Source organism: Sporosarcina gallistercoris (genome assembly GCF_014836415.1).
Classification (GTDB): Bacteria; Bacillota; Bacilli; order Bacillales_A; family Planococcaceae; genus Sporosarcina; species Sporosarcina gallistercoris.
The window spans coordinates 58,301-78,468 of record NZ_JACSQY010000001.1 but is presented as its reverse complement, the minus strand read 5'-3'; the positions used below and the strand labels follow the sequence as shown (position 1 = coordinate 78,468).

Below are 20,168 nucleotides of genomic sequence, written 5' to 3'. Positions count from 1 at the left end.
TATGAAGGTGTGTGATAGAGATGGATCTTACAAAGATCAGCAGTCCATCGGATATTAAAAATTTGAACCTAGAAGAGATGAAAGAACTCGCCTCAGACATTCGGAAGTTCCTGATAAACAAATGTTCTGTAACAGGCGGTCATATCGGACCAAATCTAGGTGTAGTGGAGCTGACAATCGCGCTTCATAAATTTTTCAATAGTCCACAGGACAAATTCATTTGGGACGTAGGACACCAAGCGTACGTCCATAAAATTTTAACCGGCCGTGCAGGTGATTTCGACACGCTTCGTAAATACAAAGGCTTAAGCGGTTTCCCGAAGATGGCAGAAAGTGAACACGACGTCTGGGAGACAGGGCACAGTTCAACTTCCTTATCTGCAGCGATGGGTATGGCGGCAGCACGCGATATCAAAGGGGATGACAACTACGTCATTCCAATTATTGGCGATGGGGCACTGACAGGCGGTATGGCCCTTGAAGCACTAAACCATATCGGCAGCCAGCAGACAAACATGATTGTCATACTGAATGATAACGAAATGTCCATTGCTCCGAACGTAGGAGCTCTGCATTCGGTTTTAGGTAAATTACGTACGGCCGGAAAGTATAATAGCGTAAAAGACGATGTTGAAGAATTGATCAAACGAATCCCTGCTGTCGGTGGGAAAATGGCATCTTTAGCTGAACGTCTTAAAGATAGCCTGAAATATTTAGTTGTCTCCGGTGTCTTTTTTGAAGAACTCGGTTTTACGTATTTAGGTCCAATTGACGGCCATGATTTTAACGAACTCGAGCGAAACCTGCTATACGCTAAAAAAATGGAAGGACCTGTCCTTCTTCATGTTGTTACGAAAAAAGGAAAAGGGTACCATCCTGCTGAAAATGATAAAATCGGGACTTGGCATGGGACAGGACCTTATAAAATCGAAACAGGAGATTTCGTGAAATCACCTGCTATTGGCCCTTCATGGAGCGGCTTAGTTTCAGCGACAGTAGCAAGGATTGCTCGGGATGATCGACGTGTTGCTACAATTACGCCAGCGATGCCTGTAGGTTCGAAATTGGAAGCTTTCTCAGCGGAATTCCCAGACCGGTTTTATGATGTCGGAATTGCTGAACAACATGCTGCGACAATGGCAGCAGGTATGGCGACACAAGGGATGAAACCGTTCTTGTCGATATACTCCACATTCCTCCAACGAGCTTATGATCAGCTAGTACATGATATCGCCCGCCAAAAGCTGAACGTATTCATCGGAATTGACAGGGCAGGACTAGTTGGCGCAGATGGGGAAACGCATCAAGGTGTATTTGACATCGCATTTTTGCGTCACTTGCCGAATATGGTCATCATGATGCCGAAAGATGAAAACGAAGGTCAACATATGGTGAAAACTGCATTGGCTTATGATGATGGCCCGATTGCCATGCGTTACCCGCGTGGAAACGGATTCGGAATCCCGATGGACGAAGAATTGAAAGTGCTGCCCATCGGAAAATGGGAACAGTTAACCGAGGGACAAGATGCGACAATATTGACATTCGGGACAACGATTCCGATGGCGTATGAAGCTGCAGAGCTACTTGCAGAGCGAGGGATTTCAGTGAGCATCGTCAATGCCCGATTCATTAAACCATTGGATGAAGAGATGTTGGATGAGCTCTTTGCAGCAGGAAAACCGATTATTACTGTGGAAGAAGCTGTTCTTGCAGGTGGTTTCGGAAGCGCAGTGCTTGAATATGCTCATGATACCGGCGTCAATGCACCGATCCATAGAATGGGTATTCCTGACCAATTTATTGAGCATGGAGATGTAGATGCTCTTTTAGCTGAAATCGGGATGACTCCAGGTGCACTTGCAGATTTGACTGCAGATGCCATCTCCTCTCAGGAACGCAAGAAGGAAATGCAATGACGAATACGGATCCTAAAGAACGAGTAGATGTCTTGCTCGTACAGCGTGGTCTTGTTGACACAAGGGAACAAGCAAAGCGTTCGATCATGGCAGGAATCGTCTATTCAAATGAGACACGGATGGATAAACCGGGTGAAAAAATTAAAACCTCCATGCCTTTGCAAGTTAAAGGTTCCACGTTGAAATACGTAAGTCGTGGTGGACTAAAATTAGAAAAAGCGTTAGAAGAGTTCGATGTTACAGTGGGTGAGCGAATTATGCTGGACATCGGTTCTTCAACGGGCGGATTTACAGACTGTGCCCTTCAGAATGGAGCGAAACATTGTTATGCGCTGGATGTTGGCACAAACCAGCTTGCATGGAAAATCCGGTCAGATGATCGGGTCACCGTAATGGAGAAATGCAACTTCCGTTATGCAACTCCTGACATGTTTACGGAAGGGCTGCCTGATTTCGCGACGATTGATGTTTCCTTCATTTCCTTAGGACTGATACTCCCTCCTTTGAAACAAATTCTGATTCCAGGCGGAGATGTGTTGGCATTAGTTAAACCTCAGTTTGAAGCAGGGAAAGAGAATGTCGGTAAAAAAGGGATTGTCCGCGACGTTGCTGTGCATAAAGAAGTTTTGCGTAAAGTTGCGGAGATTGCTTCCAAAGAAGGATTCAGCCTTCGGGATATGACATATTCTCCAGTTACAGGCGGAGAAGGGAATATTGAGTTTCTATTCCATTTAGTCGCTGAGGATCAGCCTGCAACACCGTTTACGGAGAAAGACTTCTCGGAATTAGTGAAGAGAGCCCACTCGGAATTAGCGTAACAAGAAACGGGATTCCTCTGTATTAAATGATGGAATCCCTTTCTGTTTTCATACAAATGATGTGCAGGGAGTGATTGATATGAACAAAGGGCAGCGCCATCTTCGCATCCGCGAGATTATTACGTCGCACGCGATTGAAACACAAGATCAGCTCGTAGACACCTTGAAAAATTCAGGTGTCGATGTGACGCAAGCAACCGTTTCCAGGGACATTAAAGAGTTGCACTTATTCAAAACGCCTATGCCTGATGGACGTTACAAATATAGTTTACCTGCGAATCCGCAATTCAATATTGAGGACAAACTGCACAGGATGCTGACAGATGCTTTCGTAAGCATCGATGGCGCCAGTCATTTTCTCATATTGAAAACGCTACCAGGTAACGCACATGCAGTTGGATCGCTGATTGACCATCTGGAATGGATTGAAATGCTTGGTACCATTTGCGGGGACGACACGTGTATGATAATTTGCCGTGATGAAGCAGGGGCAGGTTCTGTGAGAGATCGCTTGCTTGCAATGCTGTAAGGAAGGGGGAGAATCCCTTGTTAAGTGAACTATCCATTAAGAATTTCGCGATTATAGAAGACCTTGATGTTTCGTTTGAAGAGGGACTTACCGTTCTAACAGGTGAAACCGGAGCTGGCAAGTCAATAATTATTGACGCTGTCCAGCTCGTAGCTGGTGGGCGGGGTTCTGTCGAGTTCATCCGCCATGGGACCAAAAAAGCGGAGCTTGAAGCAATGTTTGCCATCAGTGATTCCAATCACCCTGTTTTTAAAAAATTAAACGAATTCGGTATAGAAGCAGAAGACGGCACGATCATTTTGCGCAGGGAGCTGAACCAAAGTGGAAAAACGACTTGCCGAGTCAACGGGAAAATGGTCACGATCGCAATTTTGCGTGAATTGGGAAGTCAACTGATCGATATTCATGGTCAACACGAGAATCAGGAATTGATGCACCAGAAACGGCATATCCACTTACTGGATTCCTTTGCCGGAGCACCCTTTAAATTAGCGATGAAGAGTTATACGGACTTGTATGAAGACTATGTTAAATTGTACAAAAAACTAAGCCTTGCTTCTGAAAATGAGCAACAAATCGCACAACGTATCGATTTGTATACGTTTCAGTTAACGGAAATAGATGAAGCCGCTCTCCAAGTCGGAGAAGAAGAAACGTTGGAATCTGAACGAATGAAACTTCAGCATTTCCATCGTCTTTTTGATCGATTGAATAGTGCATATGAAGCCATTCAAGGCGATTCCCGTACGTTGGATTTCCTTGGATCAGCGATGAGCGACCTTGAAGACGCAGCCTCAGTGGATGGAGACTTGAAAATGTTTGCTGAAACAGCCGGTGAAAGTTTTTATTCACTACAAGATGTCGCCCATGACATCAAAGTCATGATTGATGAGATGGAATATGATCCGAATCGATTGGAAATCGTGGAGGATCGATTAGCGTTGATTACAACTCTCAAGCGGAAATACGGCACTTCAATTGAAGAGATTTTGTTGTACAGAGACAAAATTGCTGACCGATTGGATGAGCTGATTCATCGGGATGACCGTCTTGAGAAAGAACAGGAGAAGTTACAGCATTTACGGGCGGACTTGGAAATTGAAGCGGAGGAACTTTCCGCCATCCGCAAAAAGTCCTCATCGATGTTAGAAGAAGCCATAATGGAACAACTTCTTCAACTACATATGGGGAAAGCGGAATTCCAAGTCAAGATTGACCGGAAGGAAGCGGGCTCTTTCGACTATAATGGATTCGATGATGTCGCTTTTTACATTTCAACCAATGTTGGTGAGCCTATGAAGCCGCTTGTCAAAGTGGCCTCAGGTGGTGAATTATCGCGAGTGATGCTGGCATTGAAAACAATCTTCTCTAAACACCAAGGAATTACATCGATTATTTTTGACGAAGTCGATACCGGAGTGAGTGGCCGTGTCGCACAAGCGATTGCAGAAAAGATAGCAATGGTTGCCATGAATTCTCAGGTTTTATGTATTTCCCATCTGCCTCAAGTCGCTGCAATGGCAGATCATCATTACCTCATCCGCAAAGAGGTGACGAACGAACGTACACGGACTTCGATTCAGGATGTATTGGACGAAGATCGCACCAGAGAGTTGTCGAGAATGCTATCCGGTGCTGAAGTGACGCCATTGACATTGCGACATGCAGATGAACTACTTCAACTTGCTGAAGCTCGAAAAAGTACACTATGAAAAGTAAAAGAATATCGGGATGTCCATTCCGATAATCTTTTACTTTTTTCAATTCCACCTTTGCATGTTTTACCCTTTCATAACAACCTTCAGAACGCACACTCTATAGATAATCTACAGAAGAAGGAGGTGACTTATGGAATGGAGTAGACAGCTGAAATTTTTCATGTCGTCTGTTGTGATGATGGTTGTCATATCCTCTAGTTCGATTGCTGCGTTCGCTGCGAGCGGTTCGTTAATTCCTATGGGTAATTCCATTGGAATTCAGCTGGAGCTTGCGGGAGTCTTTGTGACAAGTGATGTACCACTTAGTAAAAAAAACAGTTCTCTTCAAGCAGGCGATCAGTTAGTGAGTATAGATGGGGTGTCCGTAAAATCGCTGCAGATTCTCCATGATAAAGTGGGAGAGGTGGAAGATGAGTCAGCGGTCAAACTCCTTCTCCGTCGTGAAGAAACCGACGTTGAAGTGGAGGCTGATGGATTGTCTTTCAAACGGGCACTTCCTTTCTTAAAGGAAACGACTGAAGGAACCGGCACGCTCACGTATGTCGATTTGAACGATGGCACGTACGGGGCGCTCGGACACCAAATCATTGACAGTTCCCTGAACAGTGCACCGGATTTTGATAGCGGCTCCATTTACTTGTCGGAAATCGAACAGATTAAGAAAAGTTCCCCAGGAAATCCAGGTTATAAGATTTCTTCAATCATCGATCAGGAAAAAACACTCGGTTCAATATTAACCAATAGTGTTTATGGAATTTTTGGCGATTGGAATACTTCTTATAAGCAAGTCTTGCCGGAACCATTGGAAGTTATGCAACCATCAGAGTTAACTGTTGGAAAGGCTGAAATTTTAACAACGATTCAAGGAACGGAAGTGGAATCGTTCGAAATCGAAATCTCCAAGGTGGCAAATGATTCGTTTCAGTTTAAATTGACGGACAAACGTCTCCTGGAAAAAACAGGAGGAATTTTGCAGGGAATGAGCGGAAGTCCTGTCATCCAAAAAGGAAAGTTTGTCGGTGCAGTCACACATATGTTTGTGGACGAGCCTGAAAAAGGAGCCGGTCTATTCCTTGGAAAAATGACTGATGTGGGTGCCAAGTAAGAGGACAGCCAACTCGATTCCAGAGTTGGCTGTTTTTGTTTTATAAAAGTGTTAAATTTTAAAGGATCCTGTCGAAATAAAGAGAAACCGTACGCCATTGGATTCATTTTAATTTTTATTAAAGGAAATACAGAACCTTTGTCGAAAATTTTACCAAGCAAGGAATCGACAGGGAGATGCAGCAACAGACGTGCTGCGCGTCAATCAAGGGGGAAATGAGAATGGGTAAAATTAAAATTGCAATAGCTGATGATAACAAAGAGCTTGTGAAAACAATGACTGCATATTTTGAGAAGCATCCTGAAATTGATATATTATGGACAGCTCAAAATGGGAAGCAGTGTTTAGCGAACATAGAACAATCAGTTCCAGACGTATTACTATTGGACATTATTATGCCTTATCTTGACGGGATCGCTGTACTTGAACATCTCCGACATAATGAACTTACTTCAGATCTGAAAATTATTATGCTGACAGCCTTTGGACAAGAAGACGTAATGACACAAGCCGCTGGATTAGGTGCGTCTTACTTTATGTTAAAACCATTTGAGTTTGAGCAGCTTGTCAACCAGGTATTCCAAGCTGCGAGCGTACAGAAACCCTCATCCACTCAACAACCTGCCCAACAGAGTGTTAAAGTTGAGGAAGGCGTTTCACTAAAAGTACTGGACACAGCCATCACGACAACTATCAAGGAAATAGGCGTACCTGCCCACATTAAAGGCTACTCCTATCTAAGGGAAGCCATACAAATGGTGTACAATGATAATGACCTGCTCGGTGCTGTAACAAAAATTTTATATCCGGACATCGCTGAAAAATACAAAACGACTCCTTCCCGTGTGGAACGCGCAATCCGCCATGCGATCGAAGTGGCATGGAATCGCGGGAATTATGAAGTCATTTCAAAAACGTTTGGCTATACAGTCCATCACTTAAAGAGTAAGCCTACGAATAGCGAGTTCATCGCCATGATCGCTGACAAGATCCGCTTGGAGCATATGGCGAGCTGAAATCTGAATAGTGAAGTGGATTGGTAGGGGTCAGCAATCCTATAAAATCATGGGCAGGGAAAATTCATCCTGCCTTTTCGTGTGTCCTTATTTCCTATAGCGTGCAAGGAGTCGATAAGAAGTAATTTTGCCTATACAGCAAGTGCAAAGTGAAAGTCATCCTAACATCTCGGATTTCCATATGATGATGCAGCAGCTAAATGAGTGAAAAGTTTCAAAACTGATAGGCTTCTTGTAATGAAAGTAGACGAACTATAGACGAAACACCTATTTCTTATAATGGGCAAAGTTCTATAATGGAAATAAGGAGAGGTGAACGGCATGTTGTTTGAAAACGATTACATTACACTCACACGAATTGAGAATACTATATCAATGTATACTAAAAAGAGTGGCTTCCACATCAAGTCTTTTGATAAAATCACTCAAGAATTACCCAGGCTGAAAATTACATCATTTCCTGAGCTTCGTCGAGCACTCGCAACTGAAGGGAATGAGAGTGAAATCGCTAGTTACGCTCCCGCAATTGAAATTATCGTGTCTCCTGATAAGATGAGGGCGGAAGCTGAGGTTTATTTAACAGTTAAGGAAATTGAGGAAAAGAAACATGAGCTTCCTGCACTAGTGGCCGATGCGTTGAGATCTAAAGGAATCCGACCGGGTCAAACCGATATCAATTGGAATGCTGTCAAGCCGCGTCAATCCATCATCGTAGCTGAAGGGAATCCTCCCATCAAAGGGGATGATGCGATGATTACATACATAGAAGTGCCAGAAAGACGTCCAGTCATCCGTGAAGATGGATCAGCAGATTACTACGAAATGAATTTCGTCACCCCCATTAGAAAAGGGGACTGGTTGGGTGAGAAAATACCCGCACAAGAAGGTACAAATGGTTTGGATATTTTCGGGAATGAAATAATGAGCAAAAAAGGGCTGGATAGCAAACTCCACTATGACCGGAAATCCGTTGAGGAAGTACAGGAGAACGGCAAAACGGTACTTCGTGCACTCCATGGCGGGGTATTGGAATTTAAAAATGGAGTTGTTGGTATCGGTCAACAACTTATCATCAATGGGGATGTAGGGCCGGAAACAGGTTCTATTACTTTCGATGGAACTGTTGTGATCTCAGGTACCGTACTTGCAGGATATAGTGTAAACGCTACAGGGGATATTTCCGTTGGAGCAAAAGAAGGGGTAACGAACGCCAAAGAAGTACGATCCGAACAAGCTGATGTGTATATTCAAGGAGGAGTGTTTGGCGGGGGAAATACCGTGATTGAAGCAAAAGGTAGTATCTTCATTAAACATGCGAATGAGTGTAGCCTATTTGCACATACGGTTCAAGTCGGTTTGTATTTGTTAGGCTCCAAAGTCATCGCGGATTATGTATATGTGGATCGTAACAAGGGGCGGATCATTGGAGGGAATATTGAAGCGAAATATCGAATAGAATGTGCAGTTGCAGGAAATCGCCATGAGCGCGTAACCATGCTTTTTGCTAAAGGTGTCGATAAAGAAGCGCTTCATATAGAAGTTCAAAAAATGGCCCAGTCGATAAAGAATTTACAAAAACAGATTGAACAGTTAGAGAAGCATATAGAACCTCTAGAAAAGATTGTGAAGACATTAGAAGGTCCAAAGCGGGAAGCATACGATAAAATATATGATACTCTCACCAAAAGTCGTGAAGAAGTTTTTGGATTCGATCGAGCTATTCAAGCCAACTTGCATACTATGAAAACAGCGATTTCTCCACAAATAGAAATTACACGGGAAGCGAATCCAGGAGTGACGATACAAATCGGTGCTAGAGCTTCTACTTTGGAATCCCCTACAAAGGGAGTTTTCGAAATGTTGGATGGGGTATTGAACATCTAAGATAACTCGGTTACACAGGAGGCTGCTATATGTCTGTAGAGAACGAGGTAATTCCGCGACGTGAAGTTTATGCCCATCGGGGCGCTTCGGGGAAATATTTTGAGAATACTATGAAAGCATTTTATGGAGCTGTTGAAGAAGGAGCAGATGGAATTGAATTAGATGTTCAATTATCTAAAGATGGTGTCTTTTTCGTAATACACGATTCAGATCTGTATCGTCTATCAGGTGTCCGCAAAACAATATCACAAATGGATGCAGCCGAGATCCAACAAATTCATATAGGAAAACGATTTATAAGAGGGATAAAAGGAAGCTCAATTCCGACACTGTCCTCCGTTATTTCTTTTGCCGCGATGGAATCCATAGGGCTGAATATTGAGCTGAAAGAGACGATCTCGAATAATCCGGAGTCGTTATCTGAATTACTGGACCAAATCTCAGTGCTCGACCAAGTTCATGTCTCTTCATTCGATTACAATTTAATCGAGAAAGTTAAACAATTAGATCCTTCAATGGAAGCTGGATTACTTTTGAAAAAAGCGATGCTGACAGATCATCAGCTGACAGATTATCCAGCTGCAGATGCATTTCACTTCCATAAAAGAATGATGAAAGAACCGTACTTAAGTCAGTGGCAGCAAACCGAAAAAAAAATCCGCGTCTACGGCGTAGTAGGAGATGAACCATTTGTTAAAAATCCTCCAGATTTCATACATGGGTGGATTACTGACTATCCAGGGCGGTTCGTCACCTGAAGTTCGTTTTGACTGTATCATAAAAAAACAGAAGACTTGGCACATCCGCCACGTCTTCTGTTTTTATTTTTTCTTTTGTATTCTGCCTGTTCTCTGATCACGTCGAAACAAAAATCCAGCGAAAAAACCGATGCTTATCGCAAGTAAAAGAAACCCTGCAATAAATTGCATCCATATGTACGGGAATGGGCTGAATAGGATACCAAACAATGCATCACGCATCAACTTTATGCCAAGAGCGGCGGCAATACCGGGTATTACGAGCACTATGAACGCTGCCAAACGAGCCATACGAACGCCTCCAATCCTTTTCAATTTTACCTGCTGTCGAAAGATTGTCAAGACGCGATGGATGTTGTATGATTAAGTTGGAAATGCAAAAGGTTGCACAAGGGTGAGAGGGGGATTGAACATCTTTGCAAAATGTAATTATTATTGATGCAGACAAAGAAAGCATCCGAGTATTACAACACCTTGAAAGAATCGAATCCTTTCGAATCGTCGGGATTGTAGATCGTAGTGAGCAAGGAGACAGCAAAAAGTTTGCGATTCAAAACGGAATCCCTCATAGGCCTGATCCCGAAAGTTTTCTTTCAGAAAATGTGCAGTTCGTGCTAGACTTTTCAGGGGAATCCCAATTTACATACAATCTAAAACATTCACAAATAACGGTCCTTACGAAACCTATTAGTCAGCTCATAGTGAAACTATTAGCGTCTCGCTGTGTGGACCTGGATCCATTACAATCAGATATCGCTACTTATACTTCGATTTTCAACTCTGTCGGCGAGGGAATGATCGGAATTGACAAAACGGGTTATATTAACCTGTTTAATGATAGCGCTTCCAAAATGCTTGGTTTTTCAGCAGAAGAAGTAATTGGGAAACCGATTTTATCGATAATCCCCGAGTCAGGTTTACCAGACGTTCTTCACACGGGTCAACCTGAGTCTAATGTAGAACTTCAACTAAACAATGGGTTGGATATATTAAGTTCCAGATATCCACTCTTCTCGCCAGATGGAACTGCGAATGGAGCATTTGCTGTTTTTAAAGATGTGTCGGGTGTGATTCGCACTGCAGAAGAGATTACCGACTTGAAGCGCGTGAAAACGATGCTTGAAGCCATTATCCATTCAAGTGATGATGCCATCTCAGTCGTCGATTCAGACGGTTTGGGGATTCTGGTCAATCCGGCATACACTCGGTTAACCGGACTAACGGAACAGGAAGTGATTGGTCAGCCAGCTACCGTGGATATTAGTTCTGGTGAAAGTATACACATGAAGGTGCTTGAAACAAAACGGCCAGTACGTGGTGTCAATATGCGAATCGGTGAAAACAATCGAGATGTCATAGTGAATGTTGCACCAATTATTGTTGACCAGGAAGTAAAAGGAAGCGTTGGTGTCATTCACGACATTACAGAAATGCGAAGTCTTATGAAACAGCTCGACCATGCAAAAGCTTTGATCCGTGAACTGGAATCGACGTATACGTTCGATGATATTATCGGGACCAATGACGATCTCCTTGTGGCGGTCAGTCAAGCAAGAATTGCAGCAGGATCTGATATTCCCGTTATGCTACGGGGCGAACCTGGAAGTGGTAAAGAACTTTTCGCACATGCCATCCATACAGGAAGCAAAAGAAGTGAAGGAGATTTCATACGTGTTTCTTGTGCATCATTAGATGTCGAAGCAATAGAAGCTGCATTAGAACATACAGAAATTCACCATGAAAAGAGTTCAGGGACATTGTTTTTGGATGAAATCACAGAATTGAAACCAGATGTACAGAAAACACTCCTAGAATATCTCGGTTCAGGAAGTATAACGGCTGCGGGGCACCCTATCCAACTATCAGTGCGGATTATTACGTCTTCAGCAGCCAATCTGGAACGCGCAGTTCACGAGGGAGTTCTTTGCGAAGACTTATACTATCAGCTCACCCGAATGTCGATCAGAATTCCCCCGTTACGTACTCGTACAGAGGATATCTTGTTACTGACAGACGATCTCATCGCGATGCTTAACCAGGAATTCGGAATGACCATTCAGCATGTGACGCTCAAGGCGATGCAGCGCCTTCAGTCGTATGAGTGGCCAGGAAATGTCCGGGAGTTGGAAAATGTTCTCAGTCGGGCGATGATTTTGACGGAAGCGGGTTCTACTCAACTTGATGAAGAGGATATCGTACGAGCATTGTCTTCACGCAGCGAACAGTACACTGACTCTGCTCTTCCTGAAAAGCGGACGTTGGCTTCACTAATGGAAGATCATGAAAGATCAGTCTTAGAGGCGTCGATGAAGGAAAATAACGGCCATAAAGTTTTGACAGCTGATCGACTGGGGATTTCCCTTCGATCCTTGTATTACAAATTAGAGAAATACAAATTGATTTAACTAAGGTGAGGTGACGGGATGGAGACACTTTCAGAAATTGTGCAGCAAGCAGCTCATTTAACGGACAGGCCATGCACCGCTGTTGCCTGTGCAGCTGATCCGGACGTGTTGGACTCTGTTGAACTTGCAGTTTCGCGGGGGCTGGCCACTTTCAAGCTCTATGACGATAAACAACTATTAGTTAAAACACTGCAAGCGAAGTACCCACAGCTCGTCGATCACCCCGATATCGAGCTAGTGGATTGTAATGGAATACAGCACGCAGCGCAATTGGCAGTGGATGCAGTGGCCACAGGGGATGCCCAAGTACTTATGAAAGGTAATCTCCCTACTGCGGCACTGATGAAAGCGGCGCTGCGAAAAGAAGCAGGGTTGAGAACTGGAAACGTACTCTCTCATGTCGCTGTATTCGAAATCCCAGGGTTTGACAAGCTATACTTCGTAACCGATTCAGCGATGAGCTTATTACCGGATCTGCAGGTGAAAGCACAAATTGTTCAAAATGCTGTTATCGTAGCTAGAGCTTGTGGTGTAGAAGTTCCCGTAGTCGTGCCGATTGCTGCGGTAGAGTCAGTTAATCCTGCGATGCAAGCAACGTTGGATGCAGCTTCCTTGACGATGATGAATCAGCGAGGGCAGTTGCAAAATTGTATTGTTGAAGGTCCAATGGCTTTGGATAATGCTATTTCACTCGAAGCCGCTCAACATAAAGGACTTTCCGGTCCAGCGGCAGGTAAAGCGGATATCCTAGTGGCACCAAACCTGGAAGCAGGTAACATTCTCTATAAATCGCTAACCTACTTCGCTCGGGCGAAAGTTGGCGGAATCATCCAAGGTGCGTCTGCTCCGATCGTTGTTACGTCACGTTCGGACAGCGCCGAAACGAAACTTCATTCACTAGCACTTGCACTATTAGTAAGTAAAAACTGATTGAATAATTGGAGGAATTACAAATGGAAATTATCAAATACATGGAAACTTATGACTACGAGCAATTGGTGATCTGCCAAGACAAAACAACTGGCTTAAAAGCATTCATCGCAATTCATGACACTACACTTGGACCTGCTCTTGGTGGCACTCGCATGTGGACATACGCTAGTGAAGAAGAAGCGATCGAGGACGCACTTCGCCTTGCACGCGGAATGACTTATAAAAATGCAGCAGCAGGGCTGAACCTGGGCGGCGGTAAAGCGGTTATTATGGGGAATCCTAAAACTGACAAAAATGATGAGATGTTCCGTGCGTTCGGCCGTTTCATCGAAGGCTTGAATGGCCGCTATATTACAGCTGAAGATGTAGGGACAACTGAACAGGATATGGACTTGATCCACCTGGAAACAGATTATGTAACAGGTGTTTCTGCAGAATTCGGTTCTTCAGGTAACCCATCTCCTGTAACAGCACTTGGTGTCTATGTAGGGATGAAAGCTGCTGCTAAAGAAGCATTTGGCGATGATTCCCTTAAAGGAAAGACAATCGCAGTGCAAGGTGTCGGAAACGTGGCTTACACAATGTGCGAATACCTTCATGAAGAAGGCGCTAAACTGATTGTTACCGATATTAATGAAGAAGCAGTTCAACGTGCAGTTGACAACTTCGGAGCAACAGCAGTAGGCATCAACGAAATCTATGGCGTAGAAGCAGACATCTTCTCACCTTGTGCACTTGGAGCGGTCATTAACGATGATACGATTCCACAATTGAAAGCAAAAGTCATTGCAGGATCAGCAAACAACCAATTGAAGAATCCAGAGCACGGTGACAAGATCCATGAAATGGGATTTGTTTACGCACCCGACTATGTCATTAACTCAGGTGGAGTGATAAACGTAGCTGATGAATTGGATGGCTACAACCGAGAGCGTGCCTTGAAAAAGGTCAACACGATCTACGATACAATTGAAAAGATTTTTGCGATTTCTAAGCGTGATAATATCCCTTCATACGTTGCAGCAGACCGTTTGGCTGAAGAACGTATTGCACGTGTTGCAAAAGCACGTAACTCATTTTTACAAAAAGAAAAAAGCGTACTCTCAAATCGTCGATAAAGGCTTTTGAGCTGTGCTGTGAAAGGGGAGGATACTTGTGCACCTTGAAGCTACTAGAATTTTGACGATCAACCCTGGCTCTACCTCTACGAAAATCGGCGTGTTTGATAATGATCAGCTCGTCATGGAAGAGACATTGCGTCATTCCACTGAACAACTTGCTCAGTTTGCTTCCATCACCGCACAGTACGAATTTCGTAAGTCGATGATTTTAGATGAGCTCAAACAACATGAAATTGAACTATCCTCTTTATCGGCAGTTTGTGGACGCGGCGGCTTGCTGCGTCCGATTGCTGGAGGTACGTATACAGTGAATGAATCGATGCTTGAAGACCTCCGAAAAGGATATTCAGGACAGCATGCGTCGAACCTGGGCGGGATACTTGCCAATGAAATTGCAACGGAAGCTAAGATTCCTGCATTCATCGTGGATCCGGTTGTAGTGGATGAACTACAGCCTATTGCAAGGATTTCCGGTTTTAACTTACTGGAACGTCATTCGATTTTCCATGCATTGAACCAAAAAGCCGTTGCTCGAAGATATGCCGTCCATACTAGTAAAAAGTATGAGGAATTGAGGCTGATCGTGACACATATGGGAGGCGGGATTACCGTTGGTGCCCATCGTTATGGAGAAGTCATTGACGTCAATAACGGCCTTCACGGTGATGGGCCTTTCAGTCCGGAACGTGCCGGTACAGTTCCTGCAGGGGATTTAGTGGATATCTGTTTTTCAGGTAAGTATTATCGGCAGGAAATTATGGAAATGCTCGTCGGTAAAGGTGGTTTGACTGGATACCTTGGTACGAATAATGCGGTTGAAGTCGAAAAAAGAATTGCAGCTGGGGACGGACATGCAAAAGAAGTTTACAGCGCAATGGCTTACCAAGTCGCTAAGGAAATCGGAAGCGCAGCGGCAGTACTTCAAGGTGAAGTGGATGCAATTATTCTGACTGGCGGACTCGCATACGGCAAAGACTTCACAGCAGAGATACAATCATACGTAGACTGGATTGCAGAGGTCGTTATCTACCCGGGGGAAGACGAATTGCAAGCCCTTGCGGAAGGGGCAATCCGTGTTCTTACCGGGGAAGAAGAAGCAAAAATGTACCCATCACGACAGACAAACAAGGAAATGGAGGCTGATCACATTGGCTCAAGAGTATGATGTAGTCATTCTTGGAGGCGGAACAGGCGGATATGTAGCTGCCATCCGTTCTGCACAACTTGGACTTAAAACAGCGCTCGTTGAAAAAGGCAAATTAGGTGGTACATGCTTACATAAAGGATGTATTCCTAGTAAAGCGTTATTGAAAAGTGCTGAAGTTTACCAATTGACGAAAGAAAAAGCTCTAAGTTTCGGTGTTGAAACAGAAGGCGTCACTCTGAACTTCTCAGCTGTCCAAGAAAGAAAGAAATCCATAGTCGACCAGCTCTATAAAGGTGTTCAAGGTCTTATGAAAAAGGGCAAGATCGATGTCTATGAAGGGACAGGCAGGATGCTTGGACCTTCGATTTTCTCGCCTATGCCTGGAACCATTTCAGTGGAGATGAATAACGGTGAGGAAAACGAAATGCTCATCTTGAAAAACTTGGTGCTCGCAACAGGATCACGTCCAAGAACGTTGCCAGGTCTCGAGCTGGATGAGGAACAGATCCTTTCTTCAGACGGAGCACTTGCTCTTGAGTCCTTACCTGCATCGATGCTGATCATCGGTGGAGGAGTCATCGGAATCGAATGGGCTTCAATGCTCAACGATTTTGGTGTCGATATTACAGTTGTGGAATACGCAGATCGGATTCTTCCTACTGAAGATGAAGATATTTCTAAAGAGATGAAAAAACTTCTCGAGAAAAAAGGCATCAAATTTGTCACAGGTGCAAAAGTGCTTCCTGAAACCGTTGAAAAGACGAGTGAACAAGTAACCATTTCAGCAGAAATTGGCGATTCCACTCAAAGCTTCACTGCAGAGAAAGTTCTCGTTTCAGTTGGCCGTCAAGCGAATACTGAAGGAATCGGTATTGAAAACACGGAAATTGAAATCGAAAAAGGTTACATCAAAACCCGTCCGACATTCCAGACAAAAGAAAGCCATATTTATGCAATCGGTGATTGTATCGGTGGACTGCAACTTGCGCACGTAGCTTCTCATGAAGGAATTGCTGCAATAGAACATATCGCGAACCAAACGCCGGAGCCGATGGATTATGAAAAAATCTCGCGTTGTATCTATTCAAGTCCTGAAGCAGCTAGCGTAGGAATTACTGAAAAGCAGGCAAAGGAACGCGGATTCACTGTAAAAATCGGTAAATTCCCATTCCAAGCAGTCGGTAAAGCACTTGTGAATGGAAAAGCGGATGGCTTTGTGAAAATTGTTGCGGATGAAAAGACAGACGATATCCTCGGAGTACACATGATTGGCGCAGGTGTTACTGACATGATCTCCGAAGCCGGACTTGCCATGGTATTGGACGCAACACCTTGGGAAATCGCAGATACGATTCATCCTCATCCATCGCTATCTGAAGTGATTGGTGAAGCGGCACTTGCTGTAGACGGAAAAGCAATTCACATGTAAAAAGGGGGAAACACTCATGGCAGCAAATCGCCACGAAGAGCTAGGACTCACGAACGATGATGTATTACAAATCTATGAAACAATGTTAATGGCACGGAAAATAGATGAGCGTATGTGGCTCCTCAACCGAGCAGGTAAAGTTCCATTCGTTATTTCTTGTCAAGGACAAGAAGCAGCTCAAGTAGGAGCAGCGTATGCACTCGATAAGGAAAAAGACTGGACCGCTCCCTATTATCGGGACATGGGAGTTGTCTTGCACTTCGGGATGACACCAAAAGACTTGATGCTTTCTGCATTTGCGAAAGCGGAGGATCCGAACTCCGGCGGCCGTCAGATGCCAGGTCACTTCGGTCAACGTAAAAATCGTATTTTGACAGGTTCATCTCCTGTTACGACACAACTTCCACACGCAGTAGGAGTTGCACTTGCAGCGAAGATTAAGGGCGAGGACTTCATCACATTCACAACACTTGGTGAGGGGTCTTCCAACCAAGGGGACTTCCATGAAGGTATGAACTTTGCCGGCGTTCACAAATTGCCGACTGTCGTCATGGTAGAAAACAATAAGTATGCAATCTCAGTACCTGTTGAAAAGCAGCTTGCTTGCGAAAACGTTGCGGATCGTGCAGTCGGATACGGCATGCCTGGTACAACAGTGGATGGAACAGATCCACTTGAAGTCTATAAAGTTGTAAAAGAAGCGGCAGACCGTGCGCGTCGAGGGGACGGACCGAGTCTTGTTGAGGCCGTTTGTTACCGATTGACAGCTCACTCTTCTGATGATGATCATCGCTTGTATCGTGATGCTGAGGAGTTGGAAGCTGAGCGCAAACTCGATCCGATTCCGAAGTTTGCTAGTTACTTGAAAGAAACAGGCGTGCTGACAGATGAGTTGAACAGCGAAATCGAAGAACGGATCATGCAGCAAGTGAACGAAGCGACAGACTATGCAGAAGCAGCTCCTTACGCAGATGCAGAGTATGCACTTCGTCATGTCTATGCTGAACAAGGAGGGAACGACTGATGGCGGTCATTTCATATATCGATGCAATTACAAGTGCTATGGCAGAAGAAATGGAACGTGACGAAAATGTTTTCGTAATGGGAGAAGATGTAGGTCGTAAAGGCGGCGTTTTCAAAGCGACAACAGGTCTTTACGACAAATACGGCGAATACCGTGCGCTCGATACACCACTTGCAGAATCTGCAATCGCTGGAGTCGCAATCGGCGCAGCTATGTATGGTATGCGTCCAATCGCTGAAATGCAGTTTGCTGATTTCATCATGCCGGCTGTCAATCAGATCGTGTCGGAAGCAGCTAAAATCCGTTACCGTTCGAATAACGACTGGTCATGCCCACTCGTTGTACGTGCACCATTCGGCGGTGGCGTTCATGGAGCCCTTTATCACTCGCAGTCCGTGGAATCGATGTTTGCAGGAACTCCTGGCCTTAAAATTGTCATTCCATCCACTCCTTATGATGCGAAGGGTCTGTTAAAAGCAGCTATCCGTGATGATGACCCAGTGCTTTTCTTTGAACATAAGCGTGCGTATCGGCTTATCAAAGGCGAAGTACCTGAGGAAGAATATGTGATTGAAATCGGGAAAGCGGATGTAAAACGCGAAGGGGAAGACATTACGATCATCACGTATGGCCTATGTGTCCACTTTGCGTTACAAGCAGCAGAACGTCTTGCTGAAGACGGGATTTCCGCGCACATTCTCGATCTGAGAACAATTTATCCGTTAGACAAAGAAGCAATCATTGAAGCGGCTAAAAAAACAGGAAAAGTTCTTCTTGTTACAGAAGATAACAAAGAAGGCAGCATCATGAGTGAAGTTGCTGCAATTATTTCCGAAAACTGCTTATTCGATCTGGATGCTCCAATCCAACGTCTGGCTGGACCGGATATTCCGGCAATGCCGTACGCGCCGACAATGGAGAAATTCTTTATGGTGAATCCGGACAAAGTGGAAAAAGCAGCACGTGATTTAGCTGAATTTTAATAACGAACGGAGGGAAATCCTGTGGCAATTGAATCTATAAAAATGCCTCAACTCGGTGAGAGTGTAACTGAAGGTACGATTGAAAAATGGCTTGTGAAGCCAGGTGACCATGTAGAGAAGTACGACTCACTTGCAGAAGTGAATACGGATAAAGTGACAGCTGAGGTCCCTTCATCATTTACAGGGACGATCAAAGAAATCCTTGTTCAAGAAGGACAGACAGTCGCTGTTGGTGAAATTGTTTGTACAATGGAAACTGAAGGTGGAAGCAGTGATCCTGAAGCGGCACCAGCTAAAGAGGAACCGGCGAACGAAATGCCGGCAGAAGGTTCACAAAAACCGAAAAGTGCTGTGAAGAAAGACAGGGGAGCTGCTGCGGGTCGTTACTCACCAGCTGTTCTTCGTCTTTCACAAGATCACGATATCAATCTATCGGATGTGGACGGTACAGGTCGCGATGGTCGTATTACTCGTAAAGACATTCAAGCGATCATTGACAGTGGTGAAAAGCCGCAACCTAAACAAGCTACAACTGAAAGCTCAGCACAACCTGAAGTTCAACAGTCTGCACCTGCAGCAGCACCGGCTCCTACCACACCTGCGCAAAGCACTGCCAATGTACCTGTTTCGCCTGGAGACATTGAAATTCCGGTTACTGGCGTCCGACGCGCAATCGCTAACAACATGCTGAAGTCTAAACACGAAGCGCCACATGCATGGACGATGATTGAAGTCGATGTTACGGAAATGGTGAAATACCGGGATTCACTTAAAAAGGAATTCAAGCAAAAAGAAGGATTCAACTTGACGTACTTCGCATTTTTCGTCAAAGCCGTTTCTCAAGCACTGAAAGAGTTCCCGATGATGAATTCAATGTGGGCTGGCGACAAAATCGTTCAGAAAAAAGATATTAATATTTCGATTGCTGTTGCAACTGACGAAGCATTGTATGTGCCGGTTATTCAGCAAGCGGATGAAAAGACGATTAAAGGCATTGGCCGCGAGATTACAGAGCTTGCTGGAAAAGTACGTTCCGGCAAACTGAAATCTCAGGAGATGCAGGGCGGTACGTTTACTGTCAACAACACAGGATCATTCGGTTCTGTTCAGTCAATGGGCATCATTAACCATCCACAAGCTGCAATTCTGCAAGTGGAATCGATTGTGAAGCGTCCTGTCGTCATGGACAACGGTATGATTGGCGTTCGGGATATGGTGAACCTTTGTCTATCGTTGGACCACCGTGTATTAGACGGTCTTGTAGCTGGTCATTTCTTGGCTCGCGTAAAAGAAATACTTGAAAACGTATCATCTGAAACAACATCCGTCTACTAAGTTAGGAACAGCAACCCCCTCGGCCATAGAAAGAATGGACGTGG

The 20,168-nt window shown here is 44.4% G+C and carries 17 protein-coding genes; 16 read left to right on the top strand and 1 reads right to left on the bottom strand.

Annotated features, from left to right (window positions below):
- Positions 1-20 precede the first annotated feature (20 nt).
- The 8 genes from dxs (at position 21) to H9659_RS00355 (ending at position 9,747) form a co-directional block, all read left to right on the top strand.
- Positions 21-1,919 carry a 1-deoxy-D-xylulose-5-phosphate synthase gene (gene dxs, locus H9659_RS00390; RefSeq protein WP_191687954.1) on the top strand — a complete coding sequence of 633 codons (1,899 nt, stop codon included), beginning with the start codon at positions 21-23 and terminating at the stop codon, positions 1,917-1,919.
- Complete coding sequence (locus H9659_RS00385; protein ID WP_191687953.1) at positions 1,916-2,737, top strand: TlyA family RNA methyltransferase; 822 nt, start codon at positions 1,916-1,918, stop codon at positions 2,735-2,737. The genes dxs and H9659_RS00385 overlap by 4 nt, the downstream gene beginning before the upstream one ends.
- Positions 2,738-2,816: 79 nt before the next feature.
- Entirely contained in the window at positions 2,817-3,266 is a 450-nt protein-coding gene (ahrC, locus tag H9659_RS00380) for a transcriptional regulator AhrC/ArgR (RefSeq protein ID WP_191687952.1), read from the top strand.
- 17 nt (positions 3,267-3,283) lie between these two features.
- Complete coding sequence (gene recN / locus H9659_RS00375; protein ID WP_191687951.1) at positions 3,284-4,978, top strand: DNA repair protein RecN; 1,695 nt, start codon at positions 3,284-3,286, stop codon at positions 4,976-4,978.
- A gap of 136 nt (positions 4,979-5,114) precedes the next feature.
- On the top strand, positions 5,115-6,089 hold the full coding sequence (locus H9659_RS00370) for a SpoIVB peptidase S55 domain-containing protein (protein WP_191687950.1): 975 nt from the start codon (positions 5,115-5,117) through the stop codon (positions 6,087-6,089).
- 221 nt (positions 6,090-6,310) lie between these two features.
- Entirely contained in the window at positions 6,311-7,105 is a 795-nt protein-coding gene (gene spo0A / locus H9659_RS00365; protein ID WP_191687949.1) for a sporulation transcription factor Spo0A, read from the top strand.
- A 321-nt stretch (positions 7,106-7,426) separates the two neighbouring features.
- Positions 7,427-8,989, top strand: a complete 1,563-nt coding sequence (locus H9659_RS00360; protein WP_191687948.1) for a FapA family protein — start codon at positions 7,427-7,429, stop codon at positions 8,987-8,989.
- A 29-nt stretch (positions 8,990-9,018) separates the two neighbouring features.
- Positions 9,019-9,747: a glycerophosphodiester phosphodiesterase gene (locus H9659_RS00355; protein ID WP_191687947.1), complete on the top strand. Its 729-nt coding sequence runs from the start codon at positions 9,019-9,021 to the stop codon at positions 9,745-9,747.
- Positions 9,748-9,810: 63 nt separating this feature from the next.
- Here the strand turns inward: H9659_RS00355 and H9659_RS00350 are convergent, their stop codons facing one another.
- Complete coding sequence (locus H9659_RS00350; RefSeq protein WP_191687946.1) at positions 9,811-10,038, bottom strand: DUF2627 domain-containing protein; 228 nt, start codon at positions 10,036-10,038, stop codon at positions 9,811-9,813.
- Positions 10,039-10,163: 125 nt separating this feature from the next.
- On the opposite strand from H9659_RS00350, the gene H9659_RS00345 reads away from it, so the two are divergent.
- The 8 genes from H9659_RS00345 to H9659_RS00310 are packed head-to-tail and all read left to right on the top strand — an operon-like array spanning position 10,164 to position 20,124.
- Positions 10,164-12,152 carry a sigma 54-interacting transcriptional regulator gene (locus H9659_RS00345; RefSeq protein ID WP_191687945.1) on the top strand — a complete coding sequence of 663 codons (1,989 nt, stop codon included), beginning with the start codon at positions 10,164-10,166 and terminating at the stop codon, positions 12,150-12,152.
- A gap of 18 nt (positions 12,153-12,170) precedes the next feature.
- Positions 12,171-13,082, top strand: a complete 912-nt coding sequence (locus H9659_RS00340) for a bifunctional enoyl-CoA hydratase/phosphate acetyltransferase (protein WP_191687944.1) — start codon at positions 12,171-12,173, stop codon at positions 13,080-13,082.
- Between the two features lie 23 nt (positions 13,083-13,105).
- Complete coding sequence (locus tag H9659_RS00335) at positions 13,106-14,203, top strand: Leu/Phe/Val dehydrogenase (RefSeq protein WP_191687943.1); 1,098 nt, start codon at positions 13,106-13,108, stop codon at positions 14,201-14,203.
- Positions 14,204-14,240: 37 nt separating this feature from the next.
- Positions 14,241-15,371, top strand: a complete 1,131-nt coding sequence (gene buk / locus H9659_RS00330; protein WP_191687942.1) for a butyrate kinase — start codon at positions 14,241-14,243, stop codon at positions 15,369-15,371.
- Positions 15,355-16,782 (top strand): dihydrolipoyl dehydrogenase, encoded by a 1,428-nt coding sequence (lpdA, locus tag H9659_RS00325; protein WP_191687941.1) that lies wholly within the window; start codon positions 15,355-15,357, stop codon positions 16,780-16,782. Before buk ends, lpdA begins: the two co-directional genes overlap by 17 nt.
- Positions 16,783-16,798: 16 nt before the next feature.
- A complete protein-coding gene (locus H9659_RS00320; RefSeq protein WP_191687940.1) occupies positions 16,799-17,806 on the top strand; it encodes a thiamine pyrophosphate-dependent dehydrogenase E1 component subunit alpha in 1,008 nt (335 codons plus the stop codon).
- Positions 17,806-18,789, top strand: a complete 984-nt coding sequence (locus H9659_RS00315; protein WP_191687939.1) for an alpha-ketoacid dehydrogenase subunit beta — start codon at positions 17,806-17,808, stop codon at positions 18,787-18,789. Before H9659_RS00320 ends, H9659_RS00315 begins: the two co-directional genes overlap by 1 nt.
- Positions 18,790-18,810: 21 nt before the next feature.
- The gene (locus H9659_RS00310) at positions 18,811-20,124 is read left to right on the top strand and encodes a dihydrolipoamide acetyltransferase family protein (protein ID WP_191687938.1); all 1,314 of its coding nucleotides are present in this window, start codon (positions 18,811-18,813) and stop codon (positions 20,122-20,124) included.
- Positions 20,125-20,168: the final 44 nt, after the last annotated feature.